Source organism: Arthrobacter sp. 9MFCol3.1 (genome assembly GCF_000620385.1).
GTDB lineage: Bacteria > Actinomycetota > Actinomycetes > Actinomycetales > Micrococcaceae > Arthrobacter.
In genome coordinates this window covers 373,806-391,828 of the sequence record NZ_JIBJ01000005.1, presented here as the reverse complement: position 1 = coordinate 391,828, position 18,023 = coordinate 373,806, and the positions used below count along the sequence as shown (strand labels likewise).

Below are 18,023 nucleotides of genomic sequence, written 5' to 3'. Positions count from 1 at the left end.
GCGGGGCGGTGGGGGTTGTTCCCGGGGTGTCCCCGGGTGTGTTGTAGCGGGTGAGTCCCGGGTGTTCCGGGCGTCGGAGCCAAAACTGTCACAGGGGCATGCCACAGTGAAGGCATGGAAGCATTTTCACTGATTCTCGCCCTGCTCATGCTGCTCACGGGCGCCATAACGGGCGCCGCCGTCGTCTATGTCCTGCTGCGCCGGCGCTACGTGGCCGTCGAACAGGACTTCGACGCCGTGTCCGCCCGGCTCTCCGACGTCAGCGCCCAGTTCGCCGCCGCCGACGCCGAGAGGCGCCTGCTCGCGGCCCAGAACCGCGAGCTCGGCGAGTCCCGGAACCACGACGGCAGTGTGCTCCGTGCGCTGGCGCCCGTGGCGGCAAAGCTCACCGCCGTGCAGCAGCAGGTAGCCCTGCTTGAACGCGACCGGCTGGAGCAGTACGGCCAGCTGGCCCAGCAGCTGCAGGAGGCCCGCCTGTCCGATGAGCAGCTGCTGCGGTCCACGCATGCGCTGGAGTCTGCCCTGCGCTCCAACAGCGCCCGCGGCCAGTGGGGCGAGGTCCAGCTGCGCCGGGTGGTCGAGGCGGCAGGCATGCTGCGGCACGTGGACTTCCACGAACAGGTCCACAGCGGGCAGGCCCACAGCTCCGGCACGGACGGCACCCTCCGGCCCGACCTCGTGGTGCAGCTGCCCGGCGACAAGCAGCTGGTAGTCGACGCAAAGGTCCCGCTGGCGTCGTATCTCGCCGCCCAGGACCTCGGCGCCGCCCAGGCCGGCCAGCAGTCCTCGCAGCTGCCCGGCAGCCAGCAGGCGCACCTCGCCGCCCACGCCAAGGCCCTGAAGGCCCACGTGGACGCGCTGGGCAGCAAGAAGTACTGGGACATCCCCGGCAACTCTCCGGAGCTGGTGGTCTGCTTCCTGCCGGCGGAGTCGATCCTGGCCGCCGCCCTCACGGCCGACCCGGCCCTGCTGGACTACGCACTGGCCAAGAACGTGGTCCTGGCCTCCCCCGGGACCTTGCTGGCCGTGCTGAAGTCGGTGGCGTTCACGTGGCGGCAGGACGTGTTGACGGACAGTGCCCGGGAACTCTTTGAGCTCGCCCGGCAGCTCTACGACCGGATGGGCACACTCGGCGAAAACGTCACCAAGCTGGGATCCTCGCTGAAGACCTCGGTGGAGCGGTACAACTCCATGGTCGGGACCCTTGAGGCCCGGGTCCTGCCCACCGCGAGGAAGCTGAACGCCCTGGAAGCCGCCGGACTGGCCACTCCCCCGGCCGTCGAAGTCACGCCGCGGGCAGTCGCGGCCCCGGAACTTCAGCCCCGTGACGAGTCAGAAGAGTCCGCGGCCTAGGCGTACTGCGCGCTTAGGTCTCAGGCCTAGGACTGTCCGGGGCCCAGGACTGTCCAGTACCTGGGACTGTCCAGCGTCTAGGACTGTTCAGTACCTAGGACTGTTCAGGGCGGGTGCCGCGGCCGCCGAGGGCGCGGGTGACGTCGCCGGCCTGCTTCAGGGTGGCCCGGAGCTCCTTCGGCAGGGAGAACAGGAGGTCTTCCTCGGCCGTGACGACTTCCTCGACCGATCCGTAGCCGTAGTCGGCGAGGAGCCGCAGCACGTCCTTGACGAGGACTTCCGGGACAGAGGCCCCCGACGTCACGCCCACCGTGGCGACGCCCTCGAACCACGTCTCGTCAACCTCGTTGGCGAAGTCGACGCGGTAGGAGGCCTTGGCGCCGTATTCCAGTGCCACCTCCACGAGGCGGACGGAGTTTGAGGAGTTGGCGGAGCCCACCACGATCACCAGGTCCGCCTGGGGCGAGATCTTCTTGATGGCCACCTGGCGGTTGGTGGTGGCGTAGCAGATGTCGTCGCTGGGCGGGTCCTGCAGGGTGGGGAACCGCTCCTTGAGCAGGCGCACCGTCTCCATGGTCTCGTCCACGCTGAGGGTGGTCTGTGAGAGCCAGATGACCTTTTCCGGGTCGCGGACCGTGACCTTGTCGACCTCGTGCGGGCCGTTGATGATCTGGATGTGCTCGGGAGCCTCGCCAGCGGTGCCTTCGACTTCCTCATGGCCGTCGTGGCCGATCAGCAGGATGTCGAAGTCATCCTTGGCGAACCGGACGGCTTCGCGGTGCACCTTGGTGACCAGCGGGCAGGTCGCGTCAATGGTGCGCAGGCCGCGGTCCTCGGCGGACTGGACGACGGCGGGCGAGACTCCGTGCGCGGAAAAGATCACGAGGGCGCCTTCCGGGACCTCGTCGGTTTCATCGACGAAGATGGCGCCCTTCTCCTCGAGGGAGCTGACCACGTGGACGTTGTGCACGATCTGCTTGCGCACATAGACCGGCGGGCCGTAGTGTTCCAGGGCTTTTTCCACCGCGATGACCGCACGGTCCACGCCGGCGCAGTAGCCGCGCGGGGCTGCCAGGAGAACCTTCTTGGGACCGGCGACCGGGGCCGCCGCCAGGACGTCTTCCGGTGAACGCCGCCGGCGCGGAACGGAGGGCATCGGAACGGAAACAGCGGTGGTGGTCATGCTCCCATGCTACCGGTGTTCGATCCTGCCCCGATTGCGGCCACCGGCTGCCCGGACAGCCACTCCCGTGCCCAGCAGCACTGCTCCCGCAACTGCCGCAGCGACGATCCACTGGCCGAAACTGGCAGAGCACGCCGCGACGAACTCGTTCTTGAACAGTTCCGCCACATCGTTGCCGCTCGAGGTCCCGGCGACGGCGGCGCCGGCGGCATCGCTGGCCAGCTTCCACACCCCCGCGAGCACCAGCGCTCCAACGCCCATTCCGACCAGCACGGTCCACCGGCGTCGGGCCGCAACGAACGCCAGCATGAACGCGATGGCCGCGCCGACCGCAACGGCGTAGCCCATCGGGGCATAGACGGTGACGCGTTCGATCATCTGGCGCTGGTCAGACTGCCCGATATGGACCAGCACCTGGCCAGGCGCCTCCAGCGGAAGGGTGGTCGCTTCAGTGACCTGTTTGGCCACCAGCCCGGCCAGCGGGGCGACATCAAGGGTGAGCGAGGAGGTGCCGTCCACCTCCGGCGGCAGCGTGCTGGGGTCCGCGAACGTGAGGCGGTGGCTCTTGCGCAGGGTTTCAGCCCAGGCCTCGGGGTAGCCGGGCAGTCCCGTCAGCGAGCGCGCCGCGCTGTCCAGGACCGGCCGCGCCAGCTCCGTGAAGGCTTCGGGAATGCCGGCACTGGCGGCCAGGCCGTCGACGGCGGCCGCGGCCAGCCGCTGCTGGAACGCCGGATCCTTGCCCAGCGGTGCGGTCAAGGCAACGAAGCCGTCTTCCTGGACGATGTTCTGGTCCACCCACATGGCTGGAACGGCGACGGCTGTCATCAGGAGCCCGACAAGGACGGCGACGGCAGAGACAAAAGTGCGCAAGGGATTCCTAGAAGGTTGATGGCATCCCTCCCATCCTAGGGCGGTGCCGGGCGCGGCCATAAAGTCGGGCCCCGGTGGTAGAGCTATGGATAGAGTTGAACGTGACAACTTCCGGCTGCCGGCCGGCCCACCCGCCCGGGACCGGGCCGCCGGCCGTCCCGGTGGTAAAGGACTTGCCGTAAACGGCACGCAGCAAAGGACACGCACGCATATGCACAAGGCACTCCACCAGGCATTCCCGGCCATGGAGCCCACGCATGCCTGAGGACGCGGCGGCGGCCACCACGCTACCGGCCACCGCGGCCCAAACCAGTCCGGACAATCCCTGGCCGCTGCAGTTGCTGTCCCAGAAGCTCAAAATGCATATCGACCGCGCGCCCTCGGCATGGGTTGAGGGGCAGGTGATCGAGCTCAACCGGCGTGGCAGCAACGCCTACCTGACGCTCCGGGACATCGACGCCGAAATCTCGCTGCCGGCATCGGTCTGGACCACAGTGCTGGACCGCCAGGCCGCCCCGCTGGAACGCGGCTCCCGGGTTGTGGCCCTGATCAAGGCCGAATTTTGGCTCAAGACGGGCCGGCTGAACATGTCCGTGAAGGACATCCGGCCCGTGGGCCTCGGCGATCTCCTGGCCAGGATCGAGCGGCTGCGCCAGGCCCTCGCTGCCGAAGGCCTCTTTGCCGATTCCCGCAAGAAGCGGCTCCCCTTACTCCCGCACCGGATCGGCCTGATCACCGGCCGCGACTCTGACGCCAAGAAGGATGTGCTGCGCAATGCCGCCCTGCGCTGGCCGGCCGTCGAATTCGAGATCCGCGAAGTGGCGGTCCAGGGGAACACCGCCGTGGCCCAGATGATCGCGGCGTTGCGGGAGCTCGATGCCCACCCGGTGGTCGACGTCATCGTCATCGCCCGCGGCGGAGGCGCCCTGGAGGACCTGTTGCCGTTCAGCAGCGAGGAGCTCATCCGGGCGGTCGCGGACGCGTCCACCCCCGTGGTGAGCGCGATCGGGCACGAAGCGGACCGGCCCATCCTCGATGACGTAGCCGACCTCAGGGCATCAACGCCCACCGACGCCGCGAAGAGGATTGTTCCCGACGTCGCCGAGGAGCTTGTCAGGGTCCGGCAGGCACGGGATCAGCTCCGCCGCGGGGTCACCCGGCTCGTGGAACGCGAGGGCGACCGGCTGGCGTCCCTGCGTTCCCGCCCCGTGCTGCTCTCCCCCGACGTCATGATCAGCCAGCGCCACGAGGACGTCGAACGGCTAAAGGTCCGCTCGCATTCGGCGATCAGCGCCGCCGTCGTGCGGGCAGCGGACCAACTGGTCCACCTCAAGGCGCAGGTGCGTGCACTCTCGCCGCAAAAGACGCTGGATCGCGGCTACGCGGTGGTCCAGCTCGCCGGCGCCGGAACCGGCCCCGCGACGCACCGGGATGTGGTGCGGCACCCCTCGCAGGCGCCCGCCGGCACGGACCTCACGGTTCGGGTGGCCGGCGGCCGGTTCACCGCCCAATCCACCGGCGGCCAGGAACCGGCCGAGGAATAACCTCCGCGTTCGAACACGGCCACACGTCAGCGCCACCGACCGGCGCCACCGAACAGCAGCACCGCGGCAGAGACCGCGACAACCAAGGAGCACCCACATGGCAGCAGAACCCAACCCGAACGCCGACATCGAGGCCCTCAGCTACGAGGACGCCCGCGAGCAGCTGGTCGCCGTCGTGGGCAAGCTGGAGGCAGGCGGCGCCAGCCTGGAGGAATCCCTCGCGCTGTGGGAGCGCGGCGAGGCCCTCGCCAAGCGCTGCGAACAATGGCTGGAAGGCGCCCGCAAACGGCTCGCCGCCGCCCGGGACCAGGCTGCGGACAAGAACTAGGCGCCCGCCTTCCAGGACCGCCGGTCAGGACCGCCGCACCAGCTCGCGTTCCAGGTCCAGGTCCAGGTCCGGAACCGGCCACTGGAGATTCAGGTCGTCGAGGGCCTCCAGGAGGAGCTGCTGCACCGCGATGCGGGCGTACCACTTCTTATTGGCCGGCACGACATGCCACGGCGCCGACTCCGTGTTGGTCTTCTCAAAGGCCTTCTGGTACGCGTCCATGTAGTCGGGCCAGAAAGCCCGTTCCTTCAGGTCTCCACTGCTGTACTTCCACTGTTTCGCGGGGTCATCCAGCCGGGCCAGGAGCCGGTCTTTCTGCTCGTCGCGGCTGATATGCAGCATGACCTTGACGATCTTCGCTCCGGCAGCTGCCTGCCGGGCCTCAAACTCGTTGATGGCCCGGTAGCGGCGCTCCAGTTCCTCGGCGTCCGCCCAGCGGTGGACGCGGTGGATCAGGACGTCCTCATAGTGGGAACGGTCGAAGACCCCCACCATGCCGGCCGCCGGCACTTCCTTTTCGATCCGCCAGAGGAAGTCGTAGGACTGCTCCTCGGGCGTGGGCGCCTTGAACGACTTCAGCTGCACGCCCTGCGGATTCATCTGGCCCATCACGTGGTTGACTATGCCGCCCTTGCCCGCGGTGTCCATGGCCTGCAGGACCAGCAGCACGCGTTTCCTGCCGCCGGTCCTGGACTCGGCGAACAGCTGCTCCTGCAGTTGCGTGAGCTTGCCGTCAAGTTCGGCGAGCAGCTGCTCGCCGTCGGCCTTGTCGCCGTCGTAGCCCGGCGTCGAGTCCGGGTCCAACGACTCCAGGCTAAAGCCCTTCCCGACCTTCAGGAGTTTCCAGGGGCGGTCATCGAATGTCGCGGAGCCTGCCATCAATGCCTCTTTCCGGTTGGCGCAGCCGCAGTAGACGGAGCAGGAGCCCCGTTGCGCTGCTGACCGAAGCCTAGTTCCCCTTATACCGGCTCAGGAAGTCCGCCATGCGGTTGATTGCTTCTTCGAGGTCCTTGACGTTGGGCAGCGTCACCATCCTGAAGTGGTCCGGACGGACCCAGTTGAACGCCCTTCCGTGTGACAGGAGAATCTTCTGCTCGCGCAGCAGGTCCAGGACAAACTTCTCGTCGTCGCGGATGTGATAGACCTCGGGGTCCAGCTTCGGGAACAGATACATGGCCCCGCGGGCCTGTTGCGTGCTGACGCCCGGGATGGCGTTGAGCATGTCGTAGGCCTTGTTCCGCTGCTCCAGGAGGCGTCCTCCGGGCAGGATCAGGTCGTTGATGCTCTGGTAGCCGCCGAGGGCGGTCTGGATGGCATGCTGGGCCGGAACATTGGCGCAGAGGCGCATGTTGGCCAGCAGGTTGATGCCCTCGAGATAGTCCGCGGCGTCCTTTTTCGGCCCGGAAATGGCCATCCAGCCGGCCCGGAAGCCGCAGACCCGGTAGGCCTTGGAGAGCCCGCTGAAGGTCAGGCACAGGACATCGTCCCCCGTGAGCGAGGCGAGGTTTACGTGTACCGCGTCTTCGTAAAGGATCTTCTCGTAGATTTCGTCGGCGAAGAGCACCAGGCCGTGCTTCTCCGCCAGGGCGACGATCTTTTTCAGCGTCGCCTTCGGGTACACCGCACCCGTCGGGTTGTTCGGGTTGATGACCACGATGCCCTTGGTGCGCGGCGTGATCTTCGCTTCCATGTCCTCGAGGTCGGGCTGCCAGCCGGTTTCCTCGTCGCAGAGGTAGTGCACGGGCTTCCCGCCGGCCAGGGCAACCGAGGCAGTCCACAGCGGGTAGTCCGGAGTGGGGATGAGGACCTCATCGCCGTCGTCGAGCAGGGCCATGAGCGACATGGTGATCAGTTCGCTGACGCCGTTGCCGAGGTAGATGTCATCCACGTGGATGTTCTGGATCCCGCGGGTCTGGTAGTACTGCGAGACGGCGGTGCGGGCCGAAAAAATGCCGCGCGAGTCGCTGTAGCCCTGGGCATGCGGCAGATGGCGGATCATGTCCACCAGGATCGCGTCCGGCGCTTCAAACCCGAACGGAGCCGGGTTTCCGATGTTCAGTTTGAGGATGCGATGACCCTCCGCCTCCATCTGCTGGGCGGCCTGAAGGATCGGTCCACGGATGTCGTAAAGGACATTATGAAGCTTGGTGGACTGCTTGAATTCTGCCATTCATCAAATATGCCATATGGAGGATGTACTTCTGCTGAGACATGACTCACACGCGGACGCCGCGTTAACAACAACGACGCCGGCACCCAGGCTGTGAGCCCGGGCACCGGCGTCGCAGGGTCGCCAGTGGTCTACTGCTGGGCGAGGCCCTTTTCCTTCAGCCACGCCTCGGCGGCATCTTTCGGGTTCTGTTTCTGGCTGCCGCTCACGGCACGGTTGAGGTTGATGAGGTCTTCCGTGGTGAGGACCTTGGACACGGCGTTAAGCGTTTCCTTTGCCTTGTCCGTCATCTTGGCCGAGTTGTACAGCGGCAGCACCTGCTGGGCGATGAAGTTGTTCTTCGGGTCCTCCAGCACCACGAGGTCGTTGTCCGGGATGGACGGGGTGGTGGTGTAGATGTCCGCGACCTGGACCTGATCCGAGAGCAGCGCCTTGAGCGTGACGGCGCCGCCGCCGTCGCTGAACGGCTCGAGTTTCTTGGGCACGCAGTTGTAGTTCTTCGCCAGGCCCGGCAGGCCGTATGCGCGCTCGGCGAAGGTCGCCGGGGCGCCGATGACGAGATCGCTGCAGACCTTTGCCATGTCTTCGATGGACTTCAGCTGGTACTTCTCGGCCGTGGCCTTGGTGACCACCATGGCGTCCTTGTCCTCGGCCTTGGAGGCCTCGAGCACGGCCAGGCCCTGTGGGAGCTTGGTCGGGAGTGCCTTCGCGATGTCCTCGGCAGAGACCTCGGTGGCGTCCTTGTTTACATACAGCAGCAGGTTGCCGCTGTAGTCGGGAACGACGTCCACCGAGCCGTCCTGGACTGCCTTGATGTAGACCTCGCGCGAGCCGATGTTCGGCTTGGTGCTGGCGGTGACGCCGGCGGCGTTCAGGGCGCCGGCGTAGACCTCGGCCAGGATCTGGCTCTCGGGGAAATCAGCCGAGCCGATCACCAGGGCGCTGCCGGAACCGGAGGCGGCACCGCTGCTGGCCGGGGCCGAGCTCAGCGGGTTTGATGAGCCTCCGCAGGCGGACAGGGCCATGGCCAGGCCGACGCCGACGGCCAGGCCGCCGAATGCGCGCCGGCCAAGGCCTCGTTGGCGGGATTCCTTCATGACGTACCTCCTTGAACAACAGTCTCCGCGATTACGGGGTCTGTGAGATCAACCGCAGCCTGCTGGCTGCGGTTCGGCTTGGACGAGGCGCCCCGTGACAGGAACAGCCTCTGGATGAGGGCAAGGACGAGGTCGACGCTGATGGCAAGGGCGGCGATCAGCAGCGAGCCGCCCAGCATCTGCGGGAAGTCGGAGAGCACGAGCCCGTCGAACAGGTAACGGCCCAGGCCGCCCAGGTTGATGTAGGCGACCACGGAAACGGTGGCGATCACCTGGAGCACCCCGGTCCGGAACCCGCCGTACATCACCGGCAGCGCGTTCGGGAATTCCGCCCGGAACAGGACCTGCCATTCGGTCATGCCCATGGCGCGGGCGGCATCCACCACGTTGCGGTCGACGCTGGAGATTCCGGCGTACGTGCCGGCGAGCAGCGGCGGCACGGTCAGGATCACGAGTGCCCAGATCGGCGGCATCAGCCCGATGCCGGCGAGCAGGACGAACAAGGTGAGCAAGCCGAGGGTGGGCAGGGCGCGCAGCGCGCCCGCGACGGACACGATCGCAACCCGCCCGCGGCCCGTGTGCCCGACGAACAGGCCGATGGGGACGGCGATGGCGATGGCGATCACCATCACCAGGCCCGTGTAGAACAGGTGTTCGGCCAGCCGCACCGGGATTCCGGCACTGCCGGACCAGTTCTCCGGATCGCTGAGCCAAGCGAAGGTGTCCGTGACGACGTTATTCACGCGTTTCCCCCTCCGGTCTTGGGACGCGAAAACCGCAGCGCCGCGGCGGCACGGCCAGTCTTGTCCGGTCCCGCATCTGAACCGGCGCCGGCACCCGTGGCCGCCGCGGCCCGGGTCCAGGGTGTCAGCAGGCGTTCAAGCAGCACCAGGACGGCGTCCATCAGCAGCGCCAGGATAAGGATGGCGATGATGCCCACCACCACTTCGGTGACGAAGTCACGCTGGAGGCCGGAGGTGAAGAGCATTCCGAGGTTGCCGATGCCGAGCAGGGCCGCGACGCTGACCAGCGAGATATTGCTGACCGAGACCACGCGCAGCCCGGCGAACAGCACCGGCAAGGACAGCGGCAGGTCGATCTGCATGAAGCGGGCGAAAGGTTTGAACCCCATGGCGACGGCGGCCTGCCGGAGGTCTTCATCCACCGAGTCAAAGGCATCCAGCGTGGCGCGCACCAGCAGGGCGACGGCGTAGATGGTCAGGGCCACCACCACGTTGACCGGATCCAGGATCCGGGTTCCGAGGATGGTCGGCAGGATGATGAAAAGCGCCAGCGAGGGGATCGTGTACAGCAGCGAGGACCCGGTGAGCACCACGGACCGGAGCCCGCGGCTCTGCCGGGCGAGCTGGGCCAGCGGAACGGCGATGAGGACCCCGAACACCATCGGCAGGATGGCCAGGATGAGGTGCTGGCCGGCGAGGTTGAAGACTTCCGCCCTGTTGGCCAGGAACCATTCCATCAGAGCCCTCCGTGCCGGACGCTGCGGTCCGACTCGATGACGGCGAGGACTTCGGCGGCTGCGATGACGCCGGCCACCCGGCCGTCGTCGTCCACGGCGACGCCGAGGCCCGAGGGTGAGGACAGGGCTGCGTCCAGGGCCCGGCGGAGCGTGTCGCCCTTGCGGAACAGGGATCCTCCAGGAACCATCGCCGGACCGGCTCCGGTGCCGGTGCGGGGCCCTGCCCAGCCCAGGGGCCGGAGCGCGTCGTCGACCACCAGCTGCCATTCATCGGAGCTGCCCTCTGCCCGGAGCTGATCGGGTGTGAGGGTGGGGACGGGGTGGATGGTGACACCGTCCGAGGGGCTGAACGCAAGGTGCCGGAACCCGCGGTCGCGGCCCACGAAGGAGGCCACGAACTCGTTCGCCGGGGCCCGCAGGATCTCCGCCGGGGCGGCGTACTGCGCCAGCTTGCCGCCGACGGCGAACACGGCCACTTTGTCCCCCAGGACGGTGGCCTCGTCGATGTCGTGAGTGACGAAGACGATCGTCTTGGCCAGGTCATGCTGGAGCCGGAGCAGCTCCTTCTGGAGTTCATCGCGGACCACCGGGTCCACGGCGCTGAAGGGCTCGTCCATGAGCAGCACCGGAGGATCGGCCGCGAGCGCCCGGGCCACGCCGACGCGCTGCTGCTGTCCGCCGGAGAGCTGGGACGGATACCGTTTGCCGAGGGAGGAGGCCAGCCCGACGACGTCGAGCAGTTCCTGGGCGCGCTTGCGGGCCTCGGCTTTGGACACCCCGTTGAGCCGGGGAACGGTGGCAATGTTGTCCAGCACGGAGCGGTGCGGCATCAACCCCGAGGACTGCATGACGTAGCCCATGGACCGCCGCAGCTGCGCGGCAGGGATTGAAGTGACATCGGCCCCGTCGACGGTGATGACACCGGACGTGGGCTCCACCATGCGGTTGATCATCCGCAGGGACGTGGTCTTACCGCAGCCGGAGGGTCCGACGAAGACAGTGATGGCGCCCTTATCGATGGACATGGTCAGCCCGTCAACGGCGGCCTGACCGCCTTGGTACTGCTTAGTGACGTTCTGGAACTCGATCATGGCTTCGGCCATTTCCGGGCTTACCTAACTGTTGGCGGCAACATTGGTCGGGGCAGCGCACTGTTAGTCAGCGTGCTGGCCATAAAGCAGTTAGCTCATAGACTAACCAGCACCCCAGACTATGTCAGCGGCACGGGGCTCCCGTAAGGCTTCGGAAGCACAACGATTTTGGATGGGTGGCGCGCCGGAATTCCTTCCGGCGCGCCACCGGGGCCAATGTGTCACCGGGCGGTGTGCTTCAGCGCGGCCGCCGCCCACCCTTCGCGCCACTGCTGTTTCCGCCGTGGCGGCCCTTCCCGCTGTTCTTGCCACTGCCGTGGCCCTGCCCGTTCTCGTGGTTGTCCCGTTCGGCCGACCGCTGGCTCTTGCCCGCCACGGCGATCTTCTGGTGCCATTCGCGCTGGTAGGCGCGCCGTGCGGCCGCGTCGTGGCGGCGGGCCAGTGCGGCGAGTTCGCGCTGCAGCTTCAGGTAGCTGGCCCACCGGCGGTCCTCCAGGGTGCCGTCGGCAAGCGCGGCCTGCACGGCACAGCCGGGCTCCCGGCCGTGCGCGCAGTCCGAGAAGCGGCAGTGCTCGAAGAGCTCTTCGAGGTCGCCGAACATCTCCTCCATTCCTCCCTCGGCGTCGAAAACCCCGAAGCCGCGCACCCCCGGCGTGTCCATCAGGACGGCGCCGCCGGGCAGGGGAACGAGCGCGCGGGACGTGGTGGTGTGCCTGCCTTTGCCGTCGCCCGCGCGCACTGCCCCCGTCTCCTGGGCCGGGACGCCGGCGAGGGCATTGATGAGCGTGGATTTTCCGGCGCCCGAGGGCCCCAGCAGCACCAGCGTGCCGCCGGGCGGCAGATGGCCCAGCACTTCGTCCAGGCCATCGCCGTTCTCGGCAGAGGTGGTGACGACGTCCACGCCGGCTGCCTGGCGCACGACCGTCCCCACGACGTCGCCAGCGAGGTCCGCGATGTCCGCCTTCGTGATGATCACGAGCGGCGTGGCACCGGAGTCCCACGCCGCGACCAGGGTCCGTTCGAGCCGGTTGTGCGTGAGCGGACGATCCACCGGAACGACGATCCCGACGACGTCCATGTTGGCTCCAAGGACCTGTGCCTCGGACGAGGCCTCGAAGGCACGCTTGCGGCTCAGCTCCGAGTGGCGGGGCAGAATGCCCACGATCGCGGGCTCCCCCGCCGCGTTCGGGCCCAGCCAGACCCAGTCCCCGGTGGCGGGAAGCTCCCCGCCGCGCGGGTAGGGCAGGTGGTTTGTTCCGCCGCCGTCGGCCACCAGGACGAGGTTGCGGTCCACCCGGATGACGCGGCCCGGGCGGTCGCCTCCCGGCACCGGCTGGGCCGCGAACCGCTTGGCGACGCCGGCTGTGTAGCCGTAGTGGACAGGACCGTCCGGGAACGCCTCATCGGAGGGTCCCAATGAATTGAATGCCGGTGAAGTGAATACCGGCGAAATGAATACGGATGAATTAATTGCAGATGACGGAGGTACGGATGTATTGGTGAAGGTGGCGCTGCCGGCGCCCGGGGATGCAGGATGAATGGTCAACGAAAACCCTTTGGTGGGGCCCCGTGGTGCGGCGCGTGCGCGCGGCGGCGGCTTGTATGCCGCCCAGCGACCAGCGTTTGATGGCTAGGCTGCGGCGTGGGACGGGGCAGGAGTAATGACATGGCTTGCATCGGTGCGCTGCGCGCTCAGAAATATCGCATTCATTGCTTCCACCTCCCCGTCGATTGCCAGCCTGCTCCGGCCGGCGGTTTCTACAGAATAGCCATCGTGCCGGTGCCTGGCTAGTGATTTAGCCGGAAAGTTTTCCGTTCAGCGGCCTCTCGCGGTACAGGCGCAACCCGGCATCCACGAGCGAGACGCGGTTCAGCTCCGCCACCTCATCCAGCGGAATCCAGGCCGCGTGGGTGGTGCTGCCGTTCACCTCGTGGCGCAGTTCCCCGCCCGTGATCGTCGCCTCGTAGACCAGCCGGAGCGACTGGAAGTCCCGCTCGCCGCCGTCGAGCCGGACTTCGGATGGCCAGTGCCCGACGTCGATCCCCAGCATGGCGCCGACGTCGGCGTCGTAGCCGGTTTCCTCGTGGATCTCGCGGCGGCACCCGTCCACCGGGTGTTCGGCCAGGTCCAGGCCGCCGCCGGGCAGCGTCCAGCCCTCGCGTCCGTCCTGCTTCCAGTACGCCAGGAGGATCCCGGCGTCGCGGATGATGACGGCGTAGGCGGCGGGCCGGGTATCGAATTGCATGCTCATCCCTCCAGCGTAGTGGCCTGCGGATTGCCGCCGGCTAGTCCTGTTCCGCCACCAGCTGCAGCACGCCGAAGACCGGCTCCTGCGCCAGGACCCGGACATCGGTGATCCCCGCGGCGGCCAGGGCCCCGCGGAACGATTCCTGCAGCCGCGGCACGTTCATGCCGAGTCCGCCGCCCAGGATGACGGGGCCCTCGATGCCGAGCTGCCGGACGGTCTGCGCGGCGAGGTCGGCGAGGTCGCGCCCGGCCTGGTCCATCAGGGCGAGGCTCGGCGCATGGCCGGCGTCTGCGGCCTCCACCACGAGCCGGGCCTGCTGGGCCCAGAACCGGCGCCCGGTCTCGGGCGAATGGAACATGGCGATCAGCTTGTTCGGGTCATCCACCCCGCAGGATGCCAGCAGGGCCGTGGAGAGCTCGTCCGGTTCCAGCCCCTGGTTCATCCGGCGCAGGCTGTGGCGGACGGCCTCCCTGCCCAGCCAGTAGCCGCTGCCCTCGTCGCCGAGCAGGTAGCCCCAGCCCCCGGCCCGGGCTTCCTCGCCGCGGCCGTTCTTCCCCCACGCGGCCGAACCGGTGCCGGCGATGACGGCGACGCCGGTGCTGGCACCTCCGGCGGCGAGCAGCAGACGGGAGTCGTGGACCACCGTGATCCGGGCGCCGGGCACGTGCGGGGCAATCAGTGCCGCGAGCGCCGCGGCGTCGTCGTCGGTGTCGATGCCGCCGGCTCCTGCGTAGACCTGGGCGACGCCTCCCCCGCCGATCCTGGCGAAGAGTTCCGCCAGGTTGACCGCGGCTTCCTCGGGGCTGACGTTCTGGACATTGGAGCTGCCTACCGATTCATCGGCCACGGGCGCGCCGTCCTCGAACCGGACGCCCCGGGTTTTGGTGCCGCCAATGTCCAGGCCGATCACGGCACCCGTCCCCGCCGTGGCAGATGGCGTGGTGGAAGATGGAACGGAGTCCGCCGCCGGCGGCATGTCAGTGTTAGTCACTGGAACAGGTTACTGAATCGCTGCAAGGAGCCCGCAATGCCCCACGATCTTTTCGGCACACCCGTCATCGCGGCGCCCATGGCCGGAGGCACCTCTACACCGGCCTTTGTCGAGGCCGTGCACCGCGCCGGCGGTCTGGGCTTCCTGGCGGCCGGCTACAAGAGCGTGGCCGCCATGCAGGCGGAAATCCGCACCGTCCGGGAGTCCGGCGCCCGGTTCGGCATGAACGTGTTCGTCCCGGACCCGGCCCAGCTGCCGCCGTCCGCGGCGGTGCTGGCGGAGCTCGAGGACTACCGGCTGCAGCTGCGCGCCGACGCCCGGCGCTACGGCGCGGAGCTCCCGCAGTTGCGGCTCGATGACGACGACGAATGGCAGGGAAAGATCGATGCCCTGCTGTCGGACCCCGTGGAGCTGGTCAGTTTCGCCTTCGGCCTGCCCGGCCCCGATGTCGTCCGGGCCCTGCAGCGGGCGGGATCGGCGGTGCTTGCCACTGTCACCACCGCCGACGAGGCCGTGCAGGCAGCCGGGCAGGGCGTGGACGCCCTGGTGGTGCAGCACACGAGCGCCGGCGGACACAGCGCGGCGTTCCTTCCGGCCCCGGAGGCGCATCTGGCGCCGCCGGGCGGGTCACAGCTGGCACTGCCGGGCGGCACGACGGCGGAGCTGCTCGCCGAGGTGCGGTCCGCCGTCGGCCTCCCGCTGGTGGCTGCGGGCGGCATCATGGATGCGGCCGGGCTGGACGCCGTGCTGCGCGCCGGGGCCGTTGCAGCCCAGCTCGGCACCGCGTTCCTCCGCACGGACCAAAGCGGCGCGAAGCAGCTGCACAAGGATGCCCTGGCGGATCCGCATTTCACCCGGACCCGGCTGACACGCGCCTTCACCGGCCGGCAGGCGCGGGCCCTGGAGAACGAATTCGTCCGCGACCACCCCGGGGCGCCGGGGGCCTACCCTGCCGTCCATCACCTCACGGCACCCCTCCGGGCCGCGGCCGCCGCTGCCGGCGACGCGGAACGCCTGAACCTGTGGGCGGGCACGGGCTGGCAGAAGGCACAGGCCGGACCAGTGGCCGGCGTCGTGCACGGGCTGCTCGCCGCCCGCTGACCCCGCCCGTACCCCGAAGTCGCCGGAAACGTGCCAAACCGCCGTCACCTTACGGCGACTTCGGGGCCAACCGGCGACCTCAGCGCACCGGTGCACCCGCCGGCCCGGCTCAGCCTGCCGAGCGTTCGCGCACGAAGCCTGCGAGGAGCGCCGGACCGTCACGGAGCACGAGTTCGCGGAACAACCGCACGGGATCGGGCTCGGCATCGGCCTTGGCATTTCGCGAAACCGGCTCCCGCCAGGCGAGGCCGATCTCGCGGAACGCCAGGTCCGATTCCAGGGGAATCTCCACCCAGCCGGGACCGCCGTCATTGGCTTCCATGCCCCGCGAGGGGTTGTGGCTGTCCTGTGCGGCCCTGCCGGGTGCGGAGCCGCCGGGCGGCAGGATGCTGACCCCGAGACCGGCCGAGACGAGGCCGCGGACCGTGTGCGAGTCCTGGCTCTCGAAGGCGATGCGCGGGCGGAACCCCGCCTCCCGGAACAACGCGTCGGTCAGCGAGCGCATGCCGTAGCCGGGCCCCATCGCCACGAACGGTTCCTGCCGGATCTCGGCGACCCGGGCACGACGGCGGCCGGCCAGGGCATGACGGTGGTGGACCACCAGGCGCAGCGGTTCCCGATACAGCGCGGCCGAACCGATCCTCTTGCTGGGCGTGGCAACGGGTGCCGTGAGCGCCACGTCGGCGGAGCCCGCGGCCAGTTCCGCGAGGCAGCCGTCCCGTGCGCCCTGGCTAAGGTCAAAGGCAGTCTGCGGGTGCCGGCTCCGGAACGCACTGATGAGCAGCGGCAGCATTGCCTCACCGAAGGTGTGCTGGAACGACACGGCGATCCGGCCGCGGACCACTTCCGATTCGTGCCTGACACTGTCCAGCCCCGTCTGGAATTCGGCCAGGGCGGCCTCGATGTGGGGCATGAGCGCCCTCGCCGCGGGCGTCAACCGCACACCCCGGCCGTCCCGGATCAGCAGCTCCGTCCCCACAATGGCGCTGGCACGGGCAATGGCACGGCTCACGGTCGACTGCGGCAGGCCCAGGAGCTCGGCCGTCTCGGTAATGTGCTCCGTCCGCCCCAGTTCCGCCAGCAGCGGCAGCAGGGGCAGCAGCTGCACCAGCTGCCTGTGTTCGACGTCCATGTTCCGCTCCCCTGCACTGATCCATATTTGCTATCTATCCTATGGAAATCATGCATTAGAAGCATCCCTCGTGCAGGCTTTAGCCTGAAAGCATGCCACGTTTTTCCGCACCCTCCGGCACCGGCCCACGCCCCTCAACCCAGCCCGCAGCCCGGCCCGCAGCTGATCCTGCAGCTGACGCTGCCGCGTGGGCGGGCCATCCGAAGGGCTCCACAGCCTACCGCCGGATCCTCGCCGGGCTTGCCTTTGCCGGCGTCGCAACCTTCGCCCAGCTCTACTCCACCCAGGCGGTGCTCCCGCTCCTGGCGGCGGATCTTCGCGTCTCGGCCGCCGAGGCCGCGCTGACGATTTCCCTGGCGACGGTGGGGCTGGCCCTGACGGTGCTCCCGTGGTCCTTCCTGGCCGACCGGATCGGCCGGGTCCGGGCAATGATGTGGGGCATCTCCGCGGCCACCGTCCTGGGCCTGCTGGTCCCTCTGGCCCCCAGCTTCCCCGTGCTGCTGTGCCTGCGGATGCTGGAGGGGATGGCCCTCGGCGGCATCCCGGCGATCGCGATCGCGTACCTCAACGAGGAGGTCAACAAGGCCCATGCCGCCCTTGCCGCCGGGAGTTATGTCGCCGGGACCACCCTGGGCGGCCTGGCCGGCCGGCTGGTGGCCGGGCCTGCGGGCGAACTGTGGGGCTGGCGGGCCGCGGCCCTGGCCGTCTCCGTTCTGGCCACCGGAGCGGCAGTCCTGTTCCTCGTTCTCGTGCCGCGCGCCCAGGGCTTCAGCGCCGCGGCCGCGGGCGGCTTCCGCGGGGCCCTGCGCACGCTGGCCGGCCATGGCCGCAATCCCCGGCTGCTGGCCCTGTACGTCCAGGCGTTCCTGCTCATGGGCGGTTTCGTGGCCGTCTACAACTACCTCGGATTCCGGCTCTCCGGGGCACCGTTCAGCCTGCCCGCCACCGCGATCAGCCTGATCTTCCTGGCCTACCTCTCCGGAACCGTCTCGGCGCGCTGGGCAGCGGGGCTGACGTCGCGGTTCGGCCGGCGCACCGTCCTGATCGCCGGCACCGCACTGATGGCAGGCGGCCTGGCCCTGACGCTCGCGGAACAGCTGGCCGCGATCCTGGTGGGATTACTGCTGTTCACCGGCGGATTCTTCGCGGCGCACAGCATCGGCTCCGGCTGGACCGGGCTGATCGCCACGACGGGCCGGGCGCAGGCCGCCTCGCTGTACAACCTGGCGTACTACCTCGGCTCCAGCGTGCTTGGCTGGGCCGGCGGCCTCATCTTCCAGCGGCTCGGCTGGACGGCCCTTGCCCTGACGGTCATCGGACTGGCCGGCGCGACGGCGGCAATCACCGCCGTCGCGCATCCCGCTCCGGCGCCCGCGCCCGCGCCGGCAACAACAGCCGCCGGCGGCCGGGCCACAGCAGCGGGCTAGGCATCGG

General features: G+C 68.7%; 17 protein-coding genes. 5 read left to right on the top strand and 12 right to left on the bottom strand.

Annotated elements, in window-relative coordinates; all coding sequences use genetic code 11:
* Positions 1-114 precede the first annotated feature (114 nt).
* Positions 115-1,353 carry a DNA recombination protein RmuC gene (locus C560_RS0107090; protein ID WP_026537652.1) on the top strand — a complete coding sequence of 413 codons (1,239 nt, stop codon included), beginning with the start codon at positions 115-117 and terminating at the stop codon, positions 1,351-1,353.
* 94 nt (positions 1,354-1,447) lie between these two features.
* On the opposite strand, the gene C560_RS0107085 is transcribed toward C560_RS0107090, so the two are convergent.
* Together C560_RS0107085 and C560_RS0107080 are read right to left on the bottom strand one after the other, a co-directional pair.
* Positions 1,448-2,536: a 4-hydroxy-3-methylbut-2-enyl diphosphate reductase gene (locus C560_RS0107085; protein WP_018773787.1), complete on the bottom strand. Its 1,089-nt coding sequence runs from the start codon at positions 2,534-2,536 to the stop codon at positions 1,448-1,450.
* 9 nt (positions 2,537-2,545) lie between these two features.
* Entirely contained in the window at positions 2,546-3,406 is an 861-nt protein-coding gene (locus C560_RS0107080; protein WP_026537651.1) for a hypothetical protein, read from the bottom strand.
* 257 nt (positions 3,407-3,663) lie between these two features.
* Between C560_RS0107080 and xseA the strand changes: the two genes are divergently transcribed.
* Entirely contained in the window at positions 3,664-4,950 is a 1,287-nt protein-coding gene (gene xseA, locus C560_RS0107075; protein ID WP_026537650.1) for an exodeoxyribonuclease VII large subunit, read from the top strand.
* A gap of 97 nt (positions 4,951-5,047) precedes the next feature.
* Positions 5,048-5,278, top strand: coding sequence for an exodeoxyribonuclease VII small subunit (locus C560_RS0107070; protein ID WP_018773784.1), 231 nt, complete (start codon positions 5,048-5,050; stop codon positions 5,276-5,278).
* A gap of 24 nt (positions 5,279-5,302) precedes the next feature.
* Here the strand turns inward: C560_RS0107070 and C560_RS0107065 are convergent, their stop codons facing one another.
* The 9 genes from C560_RS0107065 to C560_RS0107025 form a co-directional block, all read right to left on the bottom strand.
* Positions 5,303-6,157, bottom strand: a complete 855-nt coding sequence (locus tag C560_RS0107065) for a polyphosphate kinase 2 family protein (RefSeq protein ID WP_026537649.1) — start codon at positions 6,155-6,157, stop codon at positions 5,303-5,305.
* Positions 6,158-6,227: 70 nt separating this feature from the next.
* Positions 6,228-7,448, bottom strand: coding sequence for a pyridoxal phosphate-dependent aminotransferase (locus C560_RS0107060; RefSeq protein ID WP_018773782.1), 1,221 nt, complete (start codon positions 7,446-7,448; stop codon positions 6,228-6,230).
* Between the two features lie 131 nt (positions 7,449-7,579).
* Entirely contained in the window at positions 7,580-8,545 is a 966-nt protein-coding gene (locus C560_RS0107055; protein ID WP_018773781.1) for an ABC transporter substrate-binding protein, read from the bottom strand.
* Entirely contained in the window at positions 8,542-9,288 is a 747-nt protein-coding gene (locus C560_RS0107050; protein WP_018773780.1) for an ABC transporter permease, read from the bottom strand. The genes C560_RS0107055 and C560_RS0107050 overlap by 4 nt, the downstream gene beginning before the upstream one ends.
* Entirely contained in the window at positions 9,285-10,025 is a 741-nt protein-coding gene (locus C560_RS0107045; protein ID WP_018773779.1) for an ABC transporter permease, read from the bottom strand. The genes C560_RS0107050 and C560_RS0107045 overlap by 4 nt, the downstream gene beginning before the upstream one ends.
* On the bottom strand, positions 10,025-11,128 hold the full coding sequence (locus tag C560_RS0107040; RefSeq protein WP_018773778.1) for an ABC transporter ATP-binding protein: 1,104 nt from the start codon (positions 11,126-11,128) through the stop codon (positions 10,025-10,027). Before C560_RS0107040 ends, C560_RS0107045 begins: the two co-directional genes overlap by 1 nt.
* 226 nt (positions 11,129-11,354) lie before the next feature.
* Positions 11,355-12,533, bottom strand: coding sequence for a ribosome small subunit-dependent GTPase A (gene rsgA, locus C560_RS21380; RefSeq protein ID WP_155855749.1), 1,179 nt, complete (start codon positions 12,531-12,533; stop codon positions 11,355-11,357).
* A 379-nt stretch (positions 12,534-12,912) separates the two neighbouring features.
* Positions 12,913-13,368, bottom strand: coding sequence for an NUDIX hydrolase (locus C560_RS0107030; protein ID WP_026537648.1), 456 nt, complete (start codon positions 13,366-13,368; stop codon positions 12,913-12,915).
* Positions 13,369-13,402: 34 nt separating this feature from the next.
* Positions 13,403-14,341, bottom strand: coding sequence for a BadF/BadG/BcrA/BcrD ATPase family protein (locus tag C560_RS0107025; RefSeq protein ID WP_043422687.1), 939 nt, complete (start codon positions 14,339-14,341; stop codon positions 13,403-13,405).
* Between the two features lie 51 nt (positions 14,342-14,392).
* Between C560_RS0107025 and C560_RS0107020 the strand changes: the two genes are divergently transcribed.
* Entirely contained in the window at positions 14,393-15,457 is a 1,065-nt protein-coding gene (locus C560_RS0107020) for a nitronate monooxygenase (RefSeq protein ID WP_026537646.1), read from the top strand.
* A 109-nt stretch (positions 15,458-15,566) separates the two neighbouring features.
* On the opposite strand, the gene C560_RS0107015 is transcribed toward C560_RS0107020, so the two are convergent.
* Positions 15,567-16,589 carry a LysR family transcriptional regulator gene (locus C560_RS0107015; RefSeq protein ID WP_026537645.1) on the bottom strand — a complete coding sequence of 341 codons (1,023 nt, stop codon included), beginning with the start codon at positions 16,587-16,589 and terminating at the stop codon, positions 15,567-15,569.
* A gap of 92 nt (positions 16,590-16,681) precedes the next feature.
* On the opposite strand from C560_RS0107015, the gene C560_RS0107010 reads away from it, so the two are divergent.
* Positions 16,682-18,016 (top strand): MFS transporter, encoded by a 1,335-nt coding sequence (locus C560_RS0107010; protein ID WP_026537644.1) that lies wholly within the window; start codon positions 16,682-16,684, stop codon positions 18,014-18,016.
* Positions 18,017-18,023: the final 7 nt, after the last annotated feature.